The organism is Ralstonia pickettii (genome assembly GCF_000607165.1).
Taxonomy (GTDB): Bacteria; Pseudomonadota; Gammaproteobacteria; order Burkholderiales; family Burkholderiaceae; genus Ralstonia; species Ralstonia holmesii.
Genome location: NZ_JFZG01000003.1, coordinates 141198 through 160997, shown reverse-complemented (window position 1 = coordinate 160997; position 19800 = coordinate 141198). Strand labels below are relative to the sequence as shown.

Below are 19800 nucleotides of genomic sequence, written 5' to 3'. Positions count from 1 at the left end.
GTGTCATGGCGTCATGGCGTCTTGTTGTACTCGTTCTGGTATTGGCCGCGCGCGCGGATCTGGTTCTCCCAGCTCGTGCGGTCACCGGGCGTCCAGTTCTTGGCCATGAACGGATCGTCTTCCGCGCCCTTGTAGGCTGGCGCGTCGTCCTTGCGGTGCGAGGCAAAGGCGACTTGCGGGCGTTCGCCGCAGGCACCGAGCAACAGCGCAGCGCCCAGGGCGATCAGCAGGCTGGTCGATCGTGCTCTGGGGGTCATGATTTTGCTCCCGGCGTTGAAGCAGGCGCGGCCGGAGTAGCCGGCGCTGCCTGGCTGCCTTTGCCGTGCCCACCGCCGTAAGCCGTGCCCCATCCGAACAACTCAGCGCCCTTTCCGCGCTTCATGACCCGGTTACGCAGGATGTCGGAAATCACATCGCCATCGCCGCCCAGCAGCGCCTTCGTCGAGCACATTTCGGCGCACAGCGGCAGCTTGCCTTCAGCGAGGCGGTTGCGACCGTACTTCTCGAATTCTTCCTCGCTGCCGTTCTTCTCGGGGCCGCCCGCGCAGAACGTGCACTTGTCCATCTTGCCGCGCACGCCAAACGTACCTTGGCTGGGGAACTGCGGCGCGCCGAACGGGCACGCATACGAGCAGTAGCCGCAGCCGATGCAGACGTCTTTGTCGTGCAGCACCACGCCGTCTTCGGTGCGGTAGAAGCAGTCGACCGGGCAGACCGCCATGCACGGGGCATCGGAGCAATGCATGCACGCCACGGAGATGGACTTCTCCGCGCCGATCATGCCGTCGTTGATCGTGACCACGCGGCGCCGGTTCACGCCCCAGGGCACCTCGTGTTCGTTCTTGCAGGCCGTGGCGCAGGCGTTGCATTCGATGCAGCGCTCGCTGTCACAGATGAATTTCATGCGTGCCATGTTGATCTCCCCGTCCTTATGCGAACCGCTCGATCTGGCAGACCGTCGTTTTCGTTTCCTGCATCATCGTCACCGAGTCGTAGCCGTAGGTCGTGGCCGTGTTGACGGCCTCGCCACGCACGATCGGGTGGGCGCCTTCCGGGTAGTAATCGAGCAAGTCCTTGCCCTGCCACCAGCCCGAAAAGTGGAACGGGATGAAGGCGTGGTCCACACCCACGCGCTCCGTCACCAGCGCGCGCACCTTGATCTGGGCGCCGGTCGGCGTCTTGACCCAGACAAAATCGTTGTGACGAATACCGCGGTCGGCCGCGGCCTTCGGGTTGATCTCGACAAAGTTCTCCTGCTGCAGCTCGGCAAGCCACGGGTTGGAGCGCGTCTCTTCGCCGCCGCCCTCGTACTCCACCAGACGGCCGGAGGTGAGGATGATCGGGAATTTCTCGTGGACCTTGTTCTCGATATTGCGCTGCTGCACTGTCTTGTACAGGGTGGGCAAGCGCCAGAAAGCCTTCTTGTCGTCGTGCGTCGGGTACTTGGCGACCATGTCGGGCCGCGTCGAATACAGCGGCTCGCGGTGCTGCGGAATGCCATCGGGGAAGTTCCACACGATCGCTCGGGCCTTGGCGTTGCCGAACGGGTGGCAACCGTGCTTCATCGTCACGCGCTGGATGCCGCCGGACAAATCGGTCTTCCAGTTCTTGCCTTCAGCGGCCTTCTTCTCGGCGTCGGTCAGGTCGTCCCACCAGCCCAGTTTCTTGAGGAAGACGTGATCGAACTCGGGGTAGCCTGTCGTCAACTCCGAGCCCAGCGAGAACGAGCCATCTTCGGCCAGCAGGTTGACCCCGTCGCGCTCCACGCCAAAGTTGGCGCGGAAGTTGCCGCCGCCCTCCATCACATGCTTGCTTGTGTCGTACAGGTTGGGTGAGCCGGGATGCTTGAGTTCCGGCGTGCCGTAGCACGGCCAAGGCAGGCCGAAGTAATCGCCGGTGAGGTCGTAGCCGGTTTCGGCGTCCTTGCCGCCCTTGCAGCGCAGCGTGCGCACATCAAACAGATGCATGTTGCGCATGTGAGCCTTCAGGCGTTCCGGCGATTGCCCGGTGTAGCCGATCGTCCAGTTGCCGCGATTGATTTCACGCAGGATCGATTCGATCTCCGGCTCGCGCCACGTCATGCCGGCGCGTTTGTATTCGGTGATCTTGTAGTTCTTTGACAGCTCCTTGCCGAAGCCGAGCCGATCGGCAAACGCCTGCATGATCACGTGGTCCGGCTGCGATTCGAACAGCGGCTCGATCACCTTCTCGCGCCATTGCAGCGAGCGATTAGATGCGGTGCATGAGCCCGACGTTTCGAACTGCGTGGCGGCCGGCAGCAGGTAGACGGCACGGTTTGGATTGGGCGGCGTGCCGTCGGCGGCGGGCATGTTGGCCATGGCCGCCGTGGCCGACGGGTATGGGTCGATCACCACGAGCAGGTCGATCTTGTCGAGCGCACGCTTGATATCCATCCCGCGCGTTTGCGAGTTCGGCGCGTGGCCCCAGTAAAAGACGGCGCGAACGTTGTTGTCCTGATCGATCAGATCATTCTTCTCGAGCACCGCATCGGCCCACCGCGAAACCGTGGTGCCCGACTTTTCCATCATCGCCTGCGAGGCGAAGCGGCCTTTGATCCAGTCGTAATCGAGCCCCCACACGGAGGCGAAATGCTTCCACGCACCAGTAGCAAGCCCGTAATAGCCCGGTAGCGAATCGGGATTGGGGCCGACGTCGGTGGCGCCCTGCACGTTGTCGTGGCCGCGGAAGATATTGGCGCCACCGCCCGACTTGCCGATGTTGCCCAGGGCCAATTGCACGATGCACGATGCGCGCACGATGGCGTTGCCGATGGTGTGCTGCGTCTGGCCCATGCACCACACCAGCGTGCTGGGGCGATTCATCGCCATCATCTCGGCGACCTTGTGCACCTGTGCCTCAGGCACGCCGCACACTTCCTCGACCTTGTCCGGCGTCCACTTGGCGAGCACTTCTTCGCGCACCTTGTCCATGCCGTAGACACGGTCATGGATGTACTGCTTGTCTTCCCAGCCGTTCTTGAAGATGTGATACAGCACGCCAAACAGGAAGGCGATATCGGTGCCCGACCGGATCCGCACGTATTCATCGGACTTGGCCGCCGTGCGCGTGTAGCGCGGGTCGACCACGATGACCTTGCAGCCTGTTTCCTTGGCATGCAGCAGATGCAGCATCGACACAGGATGCGCCTCGGCGGCGTTCGAGCCGATGTACAACGCGCACTTGGCGTTCTGCATGTCGTTGTACGAATTCGTCATCGCGCCGTAGCCCCAGGTGTTGGCTACGCCGGCCACGGTGGTGCTATGGCAGATACGCGCCTGGTGGTCACAGTTGTTGGTGCCGAAGAACGACACCCACTTGCGCATCAGGTACGACTGCTCGTTGCTGTGCTTGGACGAACCCACGAAGAAGAACGAATCCGGTCCGGTTTCCTGGCGGATCGTGTTCATCTTGGCGACGATCTCGTTGAGCGCCTGTTCCCAGCTGATGCGCTGGTAGCGGCCGTCCACGAGCTTCATTGGCGTCTTCAGGCGGTATTCACCGTGACCATGCTCGCGCAGGGCAGCACCTTTGGCACAGTGCGCACCCAGGTTGATCGGCGAGTCGAATACCGGTTCCTGGCGCACCCACACGCCGTTTTGCACCACGGCATCCACCGAGCAGCCGACCGAGCAGTGCGAGCACACCGTGCGGCGCACAACGATGTCGCCCTTGCCTTCGGCGGCCTGGGCCTCACCCACCACCGATTTCTTCACCAGCGAAAGCTGCGTCGCGGCCAGCCCTGCGCCAACGCCGATGCCGGAGCGCTTGAGGAAGGTGCGGCGGTCCATGGTCGGCAGTGCGCCGGCCAGGCTGCGAGCCAGGCTGCCGGCAAGCGATGCGGCACTCTGGCCGTTTGAACGTCGAGCCGGTGCGGCTTTGGTGTCCTGTACCGCCGGTTTGCGGGTCAGAAGCATGAGGTCACCTGAGGATGTGGGATGCGTGCAATAACGATGGAGTAACAGCGGCGCGCGTGCAGCCGCATCAGATCCACGTCGTCTTGTAGTACTTGCGGATGTGTTCGCTCAGCCGGTAGCCGGTGGCACCGTCATCAGCGGCGTCAGCCGGTGGCGAGGCAGCGGCGGCGGGCGCTTGCACCAGGTGGCTGGCCGTGGCGGCCGTGCCTGCGGCGGCAGCGGCCACGGCGGCGCCCATCAGGAAGCGGCGGCGCGTGGGGGCGGATTCAGCGGAATCCGCCTCGGGGCGGGCGTAAGGGACGGTGTTCGGACCTGGCATTTCGATGCTCCCCGGCTCGTTCAAACCGATGACCGAATGTAATAGGAATTTTTGAACACATTTTAGGAGTAATGGCATGGGAAAACCATGCCTAAAACCCCTCACCCCGGGATTTTCCTGACGATTTACCGATGATTTTTTTCAATGAGTGCAGTTTGAATCGGTCCGCCGTGACGCTGGCGGGGCGTGGCTCTTGGTCTTCCGCCGAATTTTTCGGCCCGTGGACCATCGCCGTCACGCCAATTCCAGCGCGAGCCGCTCGACGTCGAAAAACGCTTTTGCCAATCCCGCCACGTCGGCATAAAACGCGGCGTGCGGATGCTGCAATACAGCATCACAAGCCGTATCGACCCACGGGGCCAGATGGCGCTGGAAAAAAACGCGCTGCTCTTCGACGCGAGCAACGGCAACATCGTCCCCGGCGATGAGGTAACGCATGACCTCGCACAGCGTAGCAAGGTGATCTTCGGTTTCCGTGACGCCCTCGGCACGCTCCAGGCCGTAGCGGCGCAGGTCGTCGCGCAGCACCACGAGCGGCTTTTCGTTCATGAAACCGGCTTGGTAATACGAGCCGTACAAGAACACTTCGGGCTTGCCGACGCCGATAAACAGTTCGGTGTATTCGTCGTCGGCCTGCCCTGCGGTGGTCTGGCCGGCGCGGGCGACAAGCTTTCGCCACGCCTGGGTAAGTGCGCTGCTGGCGGCGGCTTCCGCATCGGCCGGCGCGATACCGTCGTCGCCTACCGGGTCCAGCGGCGCGGCGGCAATGCGCTGCAGCAAATCGGCGTCTGCCGCGTGGAAGAACAGCGTGGCCAGCAGGCCGTACAGGTCCGCACGGGCAAGATCCTCGGCGCTGTCGGCAGGGGTGGGGGCGGGCTGGAATTGCAGGGGCTGGGCGTCGGTCATGGGATCAGAGGTCGGCTTCAATGCGCGGTTTTCAGTGCGGGGCGCCGGGACGTTCGCCGTGCTGCATCATGTCGATCACGCGGCAGTCGCTGCACATCTTGAGGCGCTCGGCGGCGGCACCCGAAAACGCCGGATGCGCGCCCAGCTTCGCCAGCATCGTCGTGACCATCTGCGCGGTGCCGAACGGCTTGTTGCAGCGGATGCAATGGAACGGCTGCGCCTCGTTGAGCGTGACCGATTGGCGCGCTTCGGCCGACAGGTTCAGACGCGGCACAAGAGCGATGGCGCTTTCAGGGCACGTGGTTTCACACAGGCCGCATTGGACGCAGTTGCGCTCGATCATGGCCAGCACCGGGCGCTCGGCCTGGTCGCGCAGCGCCTGCGAAGGGCACGCGCCCACGCAAGCCATGCACAGCGTGCAGCTTTCGCGGTTCACGGTGATGGCGCCAAACGGTGCCCCGGCCGGCAGCGGGATGACGGCATCGGTGGCCTGGGCGTGGCGCGCAAGATGGTCGAGCGCAAAATCCAGCGTCTCGCGCTTGGCAGCGGCCACCGCAAAGGTGGCGGCCGGCATGTCACGGCGCAAGCCGCGCAGCGGGCCCGACACGTCAGCACAGCCCAAGCGCGTGTCGAGCGCAGCAGCATCCGCCACGTCGATCAGCACCACGCCCGCCTCATCCGCCGGTTCGCCCAGCCCCTGCAGCACGGCCTGCGCCACGGCAACCTGCTCGGCGAGCATCGCGCGGTACTGCGGTGCGTCGTCTTCCGTCAGCAGGATGGCGATGCGCGCGGCGCCGTAAGCCAACGCTGCGAACCACAGGTCCAATCCCGTCGATGCCGCATGGAAGACCTCGACCGGCAGCACATTCACCGGCACGCCCTGGGCCTTGTCGATACGCGCGGCCCGGCCCAGTTGCTCGATCAGCGTGCGGCCGCGCCCACCGTTATGCAGCAGAACCACGGCATCACGTCCACCCGCCGATGCATACGTGCTCAGCAGCGTCTTCAGCTTGCGCCCCTGGTAAGGCGCGCTGGGATAAGCATAGGTAATGGCGCCGGTCGGGCACGCGGTCGTACACGCGCCGCAGCCCACGCACAGATTGGGCGTGACGTGCACGCTGCCACGGCCGTCCTTCCACTGCGACGCAATGGCCGACGCAGAACACACCTGAACGCAAGCGTCGCAGCCCACCTGGCCGTTACGCCCGTGCGCGCAGATGGATTCCTTGTATTGGAAGAACTTGGGCTTCTCGAACTCGCCCACCATTTGCAGCAGTGCCAGCGATGCCGTCAGTTGGCGGCCCGCGTCTGCGCCCGCGTGGAAGTACCCCTGCGGCGGCTGGTGCTGCGCAAACGCCGGCGCATCGTTCAAATCGAAGATCAGGTCGAATTGGCCGGATAGCGCCTGCGGCGCATCCACACGGCTGAAATCGATGGCCATCGCATCGCCGCACGCTTTTACACACGCGCGATGGTCGCGGCATGCGTCCAGATCGATCTGGTAAAGCGCGTCGATGGCGCCTTCGGGGCAGACATCGATGCAGGCGTTGCAGCGGGTGCAGCGGTCCAGGTCGATCGGATTGCGGTTGCGCCACTGCACTTCGAACGTGCCAAGCCAGCCCTTCACCTCCTGCAGTTCGCCCGCGTGGACGGGCCAGCGGCGCTCCATCGACGGGACAAGCGGACCCTTTGCGCGGTCGCGTCCGGTGACGAGCACCGTCACGCTCAGTTGGTCGGCCAGCCGTTCCGCCCACGGCATCGCTCGCTCGGCAGGACCGACGATCAGTACGTGGCCGTCGGACCGGTAGTCGACCACGGGCACCGGGTCCGGCGCCGGCAACCCTGCCACGGCCAGCAGCGCCGCTGTCTTGGCACGGAAACCGCGCGCATCGCGCCTGGCCCCCGCCGACCACCCGCCCGTTTCGCGCACGTTGACGAAATGGATCGGCGCGGTCACGCCCTCGTGCTGCGCGGCCACTTCTGCAAACAGCGCCTTTTCCTGCGTGCAGGCGACGATGACGTCTTCCGAGCCATTCAGCGCCTGCGTGAACGCGCCGATCTCGCGGCGGCACAGCAGGTGGTGCGTCTTGCCCGGCGCGTCGATGGCGGCGGCGGACTCGCGCAGGGCGTCGCCCACCGCATCGGCATCGATCGGCATGGTGTGATTGCAACTGCAGAGCAGCGTCGGCATGGATTTGTACGTGAGCGCCCACGTGCATGGCGCGGGCTGTGGGGACATGGCCGCACGGTCCTTGCCGCGCGGTCTTCTTTTTTTATTCTACGGACGGCGGCTTAGCACCGCCATGCGGGGTTGCCTGGGCGGGGTCGTCCGGGAAGGCCGATTCGGCATCGCCAGGTTCACGCGGCATCTCGCCGGTCACAGCGGGCGAAACATCCGATACCGGTTCGACTCCTGTCGGCGCAGCCGCCTCCTCTTCCAGCGGCTCGAACAATCGCAATCCCGCCGTATGGCGCAACTCGCGCAACATCTCAGGCGGGATCGGGTCGGGCTGCGAATAATCGTCGATGTAGGTGTCGAGCCCGTCCATCACATTGAAGTGCGGATCGGCGAAGAGCTTCTTGAGCGCGGCGCGCTTGACGGCTTCGTCCACCCCGCGCGCGACGAAGGGCGCGAAATCATCGGATGGCGTCAGCTTGGCGGCGTCTTCCAGGGTGAGCGGGGGCGGCGCCTCGGGCGAGGGCTCGGGCGGCGACACTTCGGGCACGACGACGGGCGCCGGCTCCGCGGGCGGGGCCGCTTCGGGTTCGGGTTCGCCCCGCCGCTCGGCGGCCTTGCGGCGCGACCAGCGCGAGAGGAAAGTTTCGTCGCTCACGGCAGCTTCGCTCAGAACTTCGCGCGGTCTTCCGGCGGCAGGAACGACTCCGGCCGGCGCCGCTTCTTCGGCTCAGGCCGGTAGTTTTCAGCCACGTACGCCTGCAGCCACTCCAGCGCCGCGGCGTCCAACGGCACGTTTTCGACCGTCTCGCCACCGTCGAGCCAGCGGCCGGCCTCGTTGTAGCTGAGCGAAACCGTATGCGGAATCGCCCGGCCTTCGTCAGCCGTGCCCGATTCACCCAGGCGCCACAGCACAAACCAGCAGGGCGCGGCGGAAGTCACGTTCAGGTAGTAGCCTTCGGCCTCGTCGCGAAACAGCGTGACGGAGAAGCCGGGCGTAAGCCAGCGCTCGTCGCCCTTCTCATCGTCGGCGCGATCCAGGCAGCGCGGTGCGGTGCCGTATTCGCCCAGATCGGGCACAACAGCCTCCAGCCGCCACTGGAACGGCTGCCAGCGGTTGGCCGTCGGGCGGCGGCACAGCACCACCGCCACCCGTACGGACGGGCGCTCCGTCTGGCGATCGTTGGACAACCGCTCGCTGGCATCCATGATTTGCGCTCAGGTGTTCTGCACGACGATCGAGGGGAACTTGCTTGTCATGTCTTTCGCCTTCTCGGCCACGGCAATGGCGACGCGGCGCGCGATCTGCTTGTAGACGCCGGCAATGGCGCCGTCAGGATCGGCCACCACGGTCGGACGGCCCGAATCGGCCTGCTCGCGAATGGACAGATTCAGCGGCAGGCTGCCAAGGAACGGCACGTTGTACTGTTCGCACATCTTCTCGCCGCCGCCGGCGCCGAAAATGTGCTCGGTATGGCCGCAGTTCGGGCAGCAGTAGACCGCCATGTTCTCGACCACGCCGATGATGGGAATCCCCACCTTCTCGAACATCTTCAGGCCCTTCTTGGCGTCGAGCAGCGCGATGTCCTGCGGCGTGGTGACGATCACCGCGCCCGTCACCGGCACCTTCTGCGACAGCGTGAGCTGGATATCGCCCGTACCCGGCGGCATGTCGACGATGAGGTAATCCAGGTCGCGCCAGTTGGTCTGCTTGAGCAATTGTTCCAGCGCCGAGGTCACCATCGGGCCGCGCCAGACCATCGGGTTGTCCTGCTCGATCAGGAAACCGATGGAGTTGGCCTGCAGGCCGTGGCCCTCCATCGGCTCCATCGTCTTGCCGTCCGCCGACTCCGGCTGGCCCTGGATGCCCAGCATCATCGGCTGGCTCGGGCCGTAAATATCGGCGTCGAGAATACCGACGTTGGCACCTTCCGCGGCCAGCGCCAGCGCCAGATTCACAGCGGTGGTCGACTTGCCCACCCCGCCCTTGCCCGACGCCACGGCGATGATGTTTTTCACATTCGGCATGAGGTGCACACCACGCTGCACCGCGTGCGCGACGATCTTCATCGACACCTGCACGCTCACATTTTCGACACCTTGCACCTGGCGCAGCGCCCCGATCACCAGCTTGCGGATCGGCTCGAACTGGCTTTTGGCGGGGTAGCCGAGTTCCACGTCGAGCGACACCTCGCCGCCATCGACCCGGATGTTGCGCGCCGATTTGGACGACACGAGGTCGCGCTCGGTATTGGGATCCACCACGCCGCGCAGGGCTTCGGTGATCTGTTCGATGGTTACGCTCAACATTTGCTCCACAAATCTAATGCGAATGGGGGACGGGCCAACGGTGACGCGGCATGAACTTTGCGGCGCCCTGGCCACTCTATCTACTGTTTTGCTATTGTATTTTGCCGGCGCGTCGTTCGTCCGATTCCTCCCTCAATATCCCTCTGATGCGCCGGATATCGGCAAACTCACAAGAACCGATCCCGTTACCCGTAGGAGAAACCATGAAAGCCAAGCTTATTTCCGTCTCGCTCGTCGCCCTGCTGGCCGCCGGCTGCGCGACCGAACAGCAGAACCAGACCGCCATGGGCACCGGCGTTGGCGCGGCCGTGGGCGCTGGCATCGGCGCGCTGGTCGGCAACGGCAAGGGCGCCGCCATTGGCGGTGCGCTGGGCGCGGCAACCGGTGCAGCCGTCGGCTACAACTGGGGCGCCATCAAGTCCAAGCTGGCTGGCGATACGGCCGGCACCGGCACGCAAATTTCAGAGCAGCCCGACGGCTCGCTCAAGCTGAACATTCCGAGCCAGGTTTCATTCGACACCGACAGCGCGGTGATCAAGCCGTCGTTCCGCGGCCCGTTGGATAGCGTGGCACAAACGCTCACACAACATCCGGAACTGGCCGCCAATGTGGTCGGCCACACGGACAGCACCGGCAACCCGAACTACAACATGACGCTGTCGCAAAAGCGTGCGCAGAGCGTGGCGAGCTACCTGACTGACCGCGGCGTGGCCCGCAACCGTCTCTCGGCTGAAGGCCGCGGCCAGAACCAGCCCGTTGCCGACAACGCCACCGAGGCCGGCCGCGCGCAAAATCGCCGCGTGGAAATTTATTTGAAACCAATTCAGGGCTAACCCTGTCATAGAAAACAGGTGCCGCTTGCCACACGTTGCTGGCTCGCGATGCGTGGCTGACCTCCCGGGCGGTACCTGATTTCTCCTCCTTTTCCGTTGTGGAAAGCTGCGCCGGCTCTGACCGGCGCTTTTTTTTTTTGGGTCACACCGTGCGCGGCATCGTGACGCATAGGCCAACCCCATGATCACACCCGCGATTCCGCAGATTCCTCTCTGACGGGCTCGACGCCGTCGGGCGCGCTAAAATATGCGTTTCTCCGCGCGCCGCGCCCTGTTCGCGGCCTGCCCGCACTTTTCTGGCTCGCTCATGTCCGAACGTCGCATCCTCGTCACTTCCGCCCTGCCCTACGCAAACGGACCGATTCACATCGGCCACCTGGTCGAGTACATCCAGACCGATATCTGGGTGCGTTTCCAACGCATGCGCGGGCATGAGACCTACTACGTGGGTGCCGACGACACACACGGCACGCCCGTCATGTTGCGCGCCGAGAAGGAAGGCCTGACCCCGCGCCAGCTCATCGAACGCGTCTGGACGGAACATAAACGCGACTTCGACAACTTCCTCGTCTCGTTCGACAACTACTACAGCACCGACTCCGACGAAAACAAGGAGCTGTGCCAGAGCGTCTACCTCAAGCTCAAGGAAGCCGGCCTGATCGACGTGCGCGAGGTCGAGCAGTTCTATGACCCGGTCAAGGAGATGTTCCTTCCGGACCGCTTCATCAAGGGCGAATGCCCCAAGTGCGGCGCGAAAGATCAGTACGGCGACTCCTGTGAAGTGTGCGGTGCGACGTACCAGCCGACCGATCTGAAGAATCCGTATTCCGTGGTGTCGGGCGCGACGCCGGTGCGCAAGTCGTCGGAGCACTACTTTTTCAAGCTGTCTGACCCGCGCTGCGAAAACTTCCTGCGCGAATGGGTGGCCGACCTGGCCCAGCCCGAAGCCACCAACAAGATGCGCGAATGGCTCGGCGACGAAGGCGAGGCCAAGCTGTCGGACTGGGACATCTCGCGTGATGCGCCGTACTTCGGCTTCGAGATTCCGGGCGCGCCGGGCAAGTACTTCTATGTGTGGCTGGATGCGCCAGTCGGCTACTACGCCAGCTTCAAGAACCTGTGCGCCAAGCGCGGCATCGATTTCGAATCCTGGATCGCAGAGCACTCGACGACCGAGCAGTACCACTTCATCGGCAAGGACATCCTGTATTTCCACACGCTGTTCTGGCCGGCGATGCTCAAGTTCTCGGGCCACCGCACGCCGACCAATGTGTTCGCCCACGGCTTCCTGACCGTGGACGGCGCCAAGATGAGCAAGTCCCGCGGCACGTTCATCACCGCTCAGAGCTACATCGACACCGGCCTGAATCCGGAATGGCTGCGCTACTACTTCGCCGCCAAGCTGAACGCGACGATGGAAGACCTGGACCTGAACCTGGACGATTTCATCGCCCGTGTGAACAGCGATCTGGTGGGCAAGTTCGTCAACATCGCCAGCCGCTCTGCGGGGTTCCTGGTCAAGCGCTTCGAAGGCCGCGTGAGCGACGCCGCGCTGGGCCACCCGCTGATGGTGCAACTGCGCGAAGCCGCCCCGCAAATCGCCGATCTGTATGAAAAGCGCGAGTACAGCAAGGCGCTGCGTGCCGTGATGGAGCTGGCCGACGCCGTCAATGCGTTCGTCGACACCGAAAAGCCGTGGGACCTCGCCAAGGACGAAGCCAACCGCGAAAAGCTGCATGCCGCGTGCTCGGTCGCGCTGGAAGCGTTCCGCCTGCTGGCCGTGTACCTCAAGCCGATTCTGCCGACAACGGTTGAGCGCATCGAAGCGTTCCTCAACGTTGAGCCGCTGACGTGGCGCTCGATCGATTCGCAACTGTCGTCGGCCAAGCCGGTCCAGCCGTACTCGCATCTGATGACGCGCGTGGACAAGAAGCAGGTGGATGCGCTAGTGGAAGCGAATCGTCAGTCGCTGCAGGCCACCGCAGAAGCACCGGCGGCAGCCGCCAACGGTGCCGCCGCCATCGAGCCGATGGCCGAGACCATCACCATCGACGACTTCGCCAAGATCGACTTGCGTGTGGCCAAGATCGTCGCCTGCCAGCGCGTGGAAGGATCGAACAAACTGCTGCAGCTCACGCTGGATGTCGGTGAAGGGCAGACGCGGAATGTGTTTTCTGGCATTCAGTCGGCGTATGCGCCGGAAGATCTCGTGGGCAAGCTGACCGTGATGGTTGCCAACCTCGCACCGCGCAAGATGAAGTTCGGAATGTCGGAAGGGATGGTGTTGGCGGCTTCGGCGGCTGATGAGAAGGCTCAGCCGGGGCTTTATATTCTTGAGCCGCATTCTGGGGCTGTGCCGGGGATGCGGGTACGGTAATTGGATGCTTGGGGATGGGCCTTGGTGGTCCACTTCCCTTTCGTTCCCTGCCGGGGCTGACTCACTTTTATTTGTCTTGCCAAAGAAAGTGAGTCAGCCCCGGCAAGGGATGAAACCAGGGATGCACCACAAGAACATCCTCAGTGCGACGGCCGAAGGCCCAAACACCAATCAGCTACGCCCCATTCAACCGATCGTCACTCCGCGAAGTCGTCGTAACCCGCCCATCCGGCCCGAAGTGCACATTGAAGAAAGCCCGCTCGGTAGCACTTTCCATCCACCGATACCCCCAAACCTCTTCCTGTTTCAGCTTAAACACCTCAACCTTCCCCGGCTTGCCCAGCATCCGGCGGATGTCGTCTTTGGTCTGTCCCACCCGCACGCGCCCAAAATTTTCGGCAGTCAGCACCTGCTCGATCTTCTGCACGTGTCCGTCAGGCCCGATCGTCACCATCCAGGTTGAAGTCCCTTCTGGCCCGCGCGGATACTCAAGCTGCCGCGTGCCGCCTTCGCTCTCCCAGATCATCTCGGGCTGGCCGGCGGTGGCCCTGACGTCGTCTTCGGTCGATTGCCCCGCCACGATGCCCTTGAACAGCAGGTTATCCGGCTTGGCCGATTGCCATGCTCGCTTGGCGGCATCGCCCACGCGATCCACAGCCTGATCGACCTTCTGCTGATCACAGCCGAACAGCCCCAGCAATGAAGCCAGAACGCCCATGGTGACTCCCACTTGTGCGAGTTGACGAAGATGCGGCATGGAACTCCTCGTGCGAAGCATGTACCTGCTGCCATTCTGGCAGCCGGGCCAACTGATTACCAACGCTTGTTGAACAGGACCGACGCGCCGTTGATCGTGCCGCCGCGCGCCACCACCGACCACCGCCGCGAAAACTGCCACGTCAGTTTGACGATGGAATCGGCGGTCGACAGACTCTGCTCGTAGCCAACGGTGATGCGCTCAGAGATTGCCTTGCCCAGGCTCACCACCTGAGGATCGGTCAGGCCAGCGGTGGATGGCCCGATCGAAAACTCGTCGAGCCCGAAGCGCCGCGCCACGTTCTTGCCGGCCACGTTGCCCAGCAGGCCGAGTGCCGCGCCGGACATCGCCTGCTGCTGGCCCAGGCCAGCGTTTGATGCGCTGTAGCCGAACATCAGCCAGGAGAGCTTGTCTTCGTCTGGCACGTTGGGCTCGGAGACGAGCTTGACGCGCGGCTGGCGCACCGTGCCGGTCACCTGCACACCGGCTTCGACTTCCTGGTTACGTCGCATTGCGGTGATGTTGAACGATGGGTTGTTGACCGGCCCCACGAAGTTCAGCACGCCCCGCTCGATGGCCAGCTTACGGCCGAACGCTTCGTACGTGCTGCCCTCGCGCACGTAGATCGTGCCGGTGCCGCGCAGGGGCACGAGCGGTTCGCTGTGCACGTGCATCTGGCCGCCAAGTGACAGGTCTGCACCCGCACCCTTGAAGCGGAAGTTGTCGCCAAAATCGACATCGACATCCACCACCGGGCTGAAGCGGCCAGCCGGCTTCTCTTCCCGCTTGACGCCGCGTTCGGCCTGGTTGCGTGCGGCATCGGCACGACGGACGATGACCACGTCGTCGCCGAGCGACGGCGCGCCGTCCTTGGGCAAATCGAACAGGCCGCGGTCGACCTTGAACTTGCCGGTGATGGCCACGCGGTCGTTGTCGTTGGCGATGCGCGCCTGGCCCGACAGCACCAGCGTCCGGTCCGGATCGGCAAAGAGTTGCAGCTTGTCGGCAACGATGGACCCTGCCAGGTTCGGATTCGCCTCGCCAAGCTGCACGCGGCCCTGCGCCCGCACGGTGCCGTCTCCGCCATGGAACACCACCTCCTGCAGGTCGACCACGTTCTGATCGAGCGCCACGCGCACCACGCCCTTGGTCAGGCGGATGCCCTGGTCGTACAGCGCCACGTCAACGTCCTGGCCCGTCAGGAAGCCGCTCACCTTGGGCGCGCCCACCGTACCGGCAAATGTCAGGCTGGCTGCAAGCTGCCCGTCCGTTGCGACATCCGGCCCAAGCAAGTCACCGATGCTCTTGAGATGCGGCAGGCTGATCGTCAAACCGCCGGAAAGTGGGGACGTGGGCGCCATGAGCGCCAAGGTGCCCGGTCCGGGATCACGCACAAGCCCGACACCCGCATCGAGGTAAACATTGCCGACGCGCGTTGACTGCACATTCCCGCGCAGCCCGAGGCGCATGCCTTCGCCGCGCGCTTCCACGGTCGCTTCGGTCAGGCCCAGTGGCGTGAAACCACGGCCGGCGTTGATCGACAGATCGCCGCTGCGCCGGGCGATGCGCGCCGTGCCGGTGGCCGTGCTGCCGAGGTCCAGATCCCATTGGCCATCGACGACGAGATCCGTGCGCACCGGCGGTGCCTGGCCCGTCCAGGTGCGCACAAGCTCCAGCACCCGCGCAATCTGTAAACCATCGACGCGGCCGGCGCTGCGCACGTGACCCTGGGTCGATTCGACACGCTCGATGTGGATGGGGGTCTGGTCCAGTGTCAGGTCTGCACGACCCATCATCAGGCGGCCCGGTGCCACCGACAGCTTCACCGGCGCCGTGAGCTGCAGGTTGGGCGCGCCCTGCGCCGACAGCGTGGAGATCGTGCCGTCCCAACCATCGCCGTCCTTGCCGGGTGTCAGCGCACCGTCGCCTGCCAGTGCGAACTTGAACGGCTGGTTGCGCACGTTGCCGTCGGCATCGGCGCGGAAGCGGTGGGCGCGTCGCGTGCCGTCCAGCGTGGCATGCACTTCCCGCAATGACAGGCTCGGGCCCGTCACGCGCTGCGCGGTCAGCTCGAACAGCAATGGCCCGTCGATCCCGTCGCGGATCTGCGCACGACCGTTGGCGGTGTCGATCTTGTTTCCTTGATAGGCAAGCTGATTGGCGCGGAACGTGGCGTCCACCTGCGGGCGCTTGATCGTGCCAGAGACATCGCCGGACAAGGTGAGCGCCCCACTCACCCCAAGCTGCAGGCGTGCGAGCTGCGGCGCATCGACTTCGACATGCATGCGGTCACCCGCCCCGCCAAAACTGCCCCGCAGGCTGGCCTTGTTGCCGGCCACGTCGAGCCTGGCCTCGCTGGGCAGCAGGCGTTCGCCGCGCACGTGGACGTTGCCGTCGCCGGTCATCGGCAAGCCGGCGTAATCGCTATCGCGCACGGCAAACTTGACGGCGGCGTCAATTGGCTCGCCCAGCGTGCCGCGCGCATCGAACTCGGCATTGATGCGGCCCTTGGCCACCTTGGCCAGCCGCGACGGATCGAACTCCGCCAGATTGCCCTTGAAGGCGAACGACTGCGCATCGTCGTGCTTGAGCGTGCCCGCCAGCGTCAGCCGCGAGCGCCCCAGCGACACCTGGGCGCTCTCCACCGCGACCTGCGCCGCATCCAGCACGGCTTTCGCTTGCGCGCGCATGTCGCCGCCCGCCAGATCAAGCGCCACACGCTGCGTGCCTCCCGAAAAATCCACGGTGATGGGGCCAGCGAGTTTCGTCCTCTCCAGCGATGCGTGCAGCGCCTGCAGATCGAGCTGGCGCACATCCACGCGCAGTGCGCCATGCCCCTTCCGCACATCTGCGCCGCCCGTGAGCACCGCGCCGCCCAGCAGACGCACATCCAGCCCGGTGAGTTGCTGATCGTTTTCGTTCAGACGCACCTGTGCACGCAGCGATTGCAGCGGCAGCTTCTGTTTGTCGAGCGTGCCGGGCTGCGCGTTGTCGATCTGGATGGGGCCGGCCACCGTCAGCGTCTTGGCCTTCTCGTCGGGGCGCAGATCGGCGTGAATCGACAGTGATGCTTCCGGCGCGCCCGGAGCAAACGCACGCGGATTCACGTGCTCCGCCGACACGACTGCGCGCGACAGAGGCAACGCGCCGAACGGCGTGGCGTCAATCAGCGCCTGCGCGGTCAGCTTGGCGCCGGTGCCGGTCGCCTCGATATGCAGCGCCTCCAGCGAGCCCGACAGTTGCGCCGACACCGACGCGTCCTGCTTCTGCCCGTTCACCTCGAACTGCGTGGCCAGCGTGGCAGCCCCGGTGAGTGGATACGGGCGCGTACCGGTCATGCGCAGCGTGGCCGCGAGCTTGCCGGCGGGCGTCTCCATACCGTCGAGGAGCACGTTATGATGCGTGCCGTCGGTATGCAGGCTGCCGGCAATCGACTTCAGTTCGGTGGTCGACGTGCCCTGCCGGATGGCGAGGCGATCGACTGCGAGGCGATCCACATCCAGCGCCAGCGGCAGCACCAGCGAATTGGGCGGACCACTCGGCGGTGTGGGCGGCGTCGGATGCAGGATCACCTCGACATTACCGGCACGCAGATACGCGAAGTGCGCATGCCACGGGCCACGTGTGATGGCCCAGCGGCCTTCCACATGGTCGATGCGCACTTCCGTGCTGCCCGCGCGGACGTGCAGATCGCGCAGTGACACGCCCTCGCGCACCGTGCCGCCCTCCAGCTTGCCCGACACATACGCGCTGCCAAAGCGCGTAGCGAGCGACCACAACTGCGCCGTGCCCGATTGCGAATGGATGGCCCAAACCAGCCAGCCGGCGAGCACCAGCACGATCACCAGCAGGAGGGAGATGAAGGCGCCGAGCCAGCGCAGCATGCGGCGGCCCCAGCCGCGCTTTGGACGCTCGGGGCGTGATGCTTCGGGTTGCTTGGGTTCAGGCGTTTGCGGATCGGTCATCGTCATATTCAGAACGCGATGCCCAGCGACACGCTCGGCCGGAACTGCTTCTGCTGGATGCCGTAGGCCATGTCGAGCTGGATCGGCCCCACCGGGCTCTTCCAGCGCACGCCGACACCCACACCGTTGAACCAGCGACGCTCCGACCAGTTGTCGGTTGCCGTACCGGTATCCCAGAACACGGCGGCGCCCCATTGCGGCAGAAACCAGCGTTGATACTCCAGCCCGCCGGTAACGAGGAACTTGGCCGGCAGCGTGCTGCCGTTGACGTCGTTACCGATGCTTTGGAAGTCGTAACCGCGCACCGACTGCGTGCCGCCCGTGCGGAAGCGCAGCGTGGCCGGCACGCCATCGCCCGAACCGGACGTGATGACCGCACCCAACTCACCGCGCGCAACGAAGATGTCGCGCTGCCCCACCGGCACGAACTGGCGGATGCGGCTGTACGACCGCACGAACGATTGGTCCGTCAGCACGCCTTTCACTGCCGCGCCGATCTGCGTGGTGATGATGTTGCCCCGGCGCGGGAACAGCGGGTCGTCCACGTCGCGGCGCGTCCACGCGAAACCCGGGACGAGCGCCTTGCTCAACTGCCGCTCGGCGCCATCAGGCCGCAGATCGTCGTAGTAGAAATCAACGGTGAACGACGTCTCATAGATGCCGCGTACACGCGTCTGCTTGAAGCCGGAACGGTAGCTGCGGGTATCGGTGCCCGAAGTATCGGTGCGGTCCATGCTGGTGTAGAAGCTATTGACGTATTGCTTGTCGTCGGGCGGCACCGTCACGCCGGCAAACAGATACTGGCGGCGCTGTTCGATGCGGGCTTGCGTGTCGAGCACCCATGCCTTGCTGAACAGGTTCAGATATTGGTAGCGCCCTTCCACCGAGGCGCCCGTATCCGTGCCGTAACCCACACCGCTGGTGATGCGGTTGGGCGGGTACTCCCGCACGCGCACGCGCACCGGCGCGTTGACCGGGTTCTTCGGATCGTCGCCCAAGTCAACGATGGCATTGGAGAAATACGGCTGCCCCTGGATGGCAGCCTGCAGCGATTGCAGCCGATCGGCGGAGTAATCCTCACCCACGCGCAGCGGGTTGACGTGGTTGATGATGCTGAGCGGATAACGCGACAAGCCCTGCACCTCCAGCGGCCCCAGCGTGTAAGCCGGACCGCTGTCATAGCCCACCGACAGGTCTGCCTTGCTTTCGTCCGGATCGACACGCGCCTGCGACGACGTCTGCTTGGCCGCGTAATAACGTTTGCTCTGTAGCGCCGCCAGACTGTCGTCCTTGGCCTTGTCCCAGCCCGACTGGCGGAAGGCCATGCCGTGCTGCAGGCTCCACGACTTTCTCAATTCGTCGATGCGCTTGGCGTCTTGCGTGATGGCCCCGGTAAAGTCGAGCCCCACGGTGTCGATGGTGGTACGCGGGCCGGGCTCGACCTTCACGCTGACTACGCGGTGGTCTGGCGGGCCGTCCAGCTTCGCGGTTGCCTTCGGCACGAAATAGCCTTCGGTCGCCGTCAGCTTGGTGACCTGGTCGCCAATGGTCTCGACCATGTACTGGAGCTGGTCGTCGGTGATGTCCTTGCGGTCTTTGTAACGCGACAGGTCCAAATGGCGCTCAAGCAAGTCGCGAATGGACTTCGGCGCATCGATCTTGACGTCGTATTCAGCGTGCGCCGGGGCGCAGGCGAGGGACAGCACAAAGCCGGCCGCCAGCGCGGCGGCGGGCAAACCCAGGAAACGGAAGCGTGGTGGTCGTGACGGTCGCGATGGTCGATTGGAGCCGGTCATCGTGGCAAGCGTAGTGCCGCCCCACGGGCAGGCTGAATCGAAGGAAAGGCGTATTTGACCATACCGCGCCCGGCGGGTGCCCAGGCAAATGCAACGAATGCGGCCTTCCGGATCGGCCGGAAGAGTTTCGCACGTGCCGTGCCCAAGGCCGTTACGACGGCCAATACGGTAAAATGCGGCGTTTTTCCGCCCGGGACCTTTCCGTGCGGGCAAGATCACCCAACATCACATACCGCCATGGCCCTGTACAAGTCCGAGATCACCCAGTTCCTGGAAGAACTCAAGACCCAGAAGCCCGACCTGGAAGCGCAGCAGCGCCAAGGCCGGTCCCTGCTGTGGGACAAGGACCCGATCGACCTGGAAGAGCGCGCCCGTGCCAAGTCCGCCCGCGTGCCGCAAAAGCCGTACGTCTACTCGCTGGACTGA

General features: G+C 64.6%; 15 protein-coding genes. 3 read left to right on the top strand and 12 right to left on the bottom strand.

Going from position 1 to position 19800, the window contains the following annotated elements; genetic code table 11:
- Window positions 1–11: 11 nt before the first annotated feature.
- The 9 genes from BG83_RS0101450 to apbC all read right to left on the bottom strand — a co-directional run bounded on the left by BG83_RS0101450 (window position 12) and on the right by apbC (window position 9643).
- Entirely contained in the window at window positions 12–257 is a 246-nt protein-coding gene (locus BG83_RS0101450) for a hypothetical protein (protein WP_024975051.1), read from the bottom strand.
- The gene (gene fdh3B / locus BG83_RS0101445; protein WP_024975050.1) at window positions 254–913 is read right to left on the bottom strand and encodes a formate dehydrogenase FDH3 subunit beta; all 660 of its coding nucleotides are present in this window, start codon (window positions 911–913) and stop codon (window positions 254–256) included. The genes BG83_RS0101450 and fdh3B overlap by 4 nt, the downstream gene beginning before the upstream one ends.
- Before the next feature lie 16 nt (window positions 914–929).
- A complete protein-coding gene (locus BG83_RS0101440) occupies window positions 930–3935 on the bottom strand; it encodes a molybdopterin-dependent oxidoreductase (protein WP_024975049.1) in 3006 nt (1001 codons plus the stop codon).
- A gap of 67 nt (window positions 3936–4002) precedes the next feature.
- Window positions 4003–4254 carry a ubiquinol-cytochrome c reductase iron-sulfur subunit N-terminal domain-containing protein gene (locus BG83_RS0101435; RefSeq protein WP_024975048.1) on the bottom strand — a complete coding sequence of 84 codons (252 nt, stop codon included), beginning with the start codon at window positions 4252–4254 and terminating at the stop codon, window positions 4003–4005.
- 234 nt (window positions 4255–4488) lie between these two features.
- Window positions 4489–5160, bottom strand: coding sequence for a TorD/DmsD family molecular chaperone (locus BG83_RS0101430; protein WP_024975047.1), 672 nt, complete (start codon window positions 5158–5160; stop codon window positions 4489–4491).
- 31 nt (window positions 5161–5191) lie between these two features.
- Entirely contained in the window at window positions 5192–7351 is a 2160-nt protein-coding gene (locus BG83_RS0101425) for a 4Fe-4S binding protein (protein ID WP_024975046.1), read from the bottom strand.
- A gap of 82 nt (window positions 7352–7433) precedes the next feature.
- Window positions 7434–7994 carry a DUF3306 domain-containing protein gene (locus BG83_RS0101420; RefSeq protein WP_024975045.1) on the bottom strand — a complete coding sequence of 187 codons (561 nt, stop codon included), beginning with the start codon at window positions 7992–7994 and terminating at the stop codon, window positions 7434–7436.
- 11 nt (window positions 7995–8005) lie between these two features.
- Window positions 8006–8545 carry a DUF3305 domain-containing protein gene (locus BG83_RS0101415; RefSeq protein WP_024975044.1) on the bottom strand — a complete coding sequence of 180 codons (540 nt, stop codon included), beginning with the start codon at window positions 8543–8545 and terminating at the stop codon, window positions 8006–8008.
- Between the two features lie 9 nt (window positions 8546–8554).
- Window positions 8555–9643, bottom strand: a complete 1089-nt coding sequence (gene apbC / locus BG83_RS0101410) for an iron-sulfur cluster carrier protein ApbC (protein ID WP_024975043.1) — start codon at window positions 9641–9643, stop codon at window positions 8555–8557.
- A gap of 206 nt (window positions 9644–9849) precedes the next feature.
- Here apbC and BG83_RS0101405 point away from each other — a divergent pair, with 206 nt between their 5' ends.
- Both BG83_RS0101405 and metG read left to right on the top strand, forming a co-directional pair.
- Complete coding sequence (locus BG83_RS0101405) at window positions 9850–10479, top strand: OmpA family protein (RefSeq protein ID WP_024975042.1); 630 nt, start codon at window positions 9850–9852, stop codon at window positions 10477–10479.
- Between the two features lie 307 nt (window positions 10480–10786).
- On the top strand, window positions 10787–12856 hold the full coding sequence (gene metG, locus BG83_RS0101400; protein ID WP_024975041.1) for a methionine--tRNA ligase: 2070 nt from the start codon (window positions 10787–10789) through the stop codon (window positions 12854–12856).
- Window positions 12857–13031: 175 nt separating this feature from the next.
- On the opposite strand, the gene BG83_RS0101395 is transcribed toward metG, so the two are convergent.
- The 3 genes from BG83_RS0101395 to BG83_RS0101385 all read right to left on the bottom strand — a co-directional run bounded on the left by BG83_RS0101395 (window position 13032) and on the right by BG83_RS0101385 (window position 19374).
- Window positions 13032–13574, bottom strand: coding sequence for a hypothetical protein (locus BG83_RS0101395; RefSeq protein WP_024975040.1), 543 nt, complete (start codon window positions 13572–13574; stop codon window positions 13032–13034).
- 95 nt (window positions 13575–13669) lie between these two features.
- Window positions 13670–17584 (bottom strand): translocation/assembly module TamB domain-containing protein, encoded by a 3915-nt coding sequence (locus BG83_RS0101390; RefSeq protein ID WP_037031484.1) that lies wholly within the window; start codon window positions 17582–17584, stop codon window positions 13670–13672.
- Between the two features lie 2 nt (window positions 17585–17586).
- Entirely contained in the window at window positions 17587–19374 is a 1788-nt protein-coding gene (locus BG83_RS0101385) for an autotransporter assembly complex protein TamA (RefSeq protein WP_024975038.1), read from the bottom strand.
- Window positions 19375–19611: 237 nt separating this feature from the next.
- Here BG83_RS0101385 and BG83_RS0101380 point away from each other — a divergent pair, with 237 nt between their 5' ends.
- Window positions 19612–19800 carry a DUF3460 family protein gene (locus tag BG83_RS0101380; protein WP_024975037.1) on the top strand — a complete coding sequence of 63 codons (189 nt, stop codon included), beginning with the start codon at window positions 19612–19614 and terminating at the stop codon, window positions 19798–19800.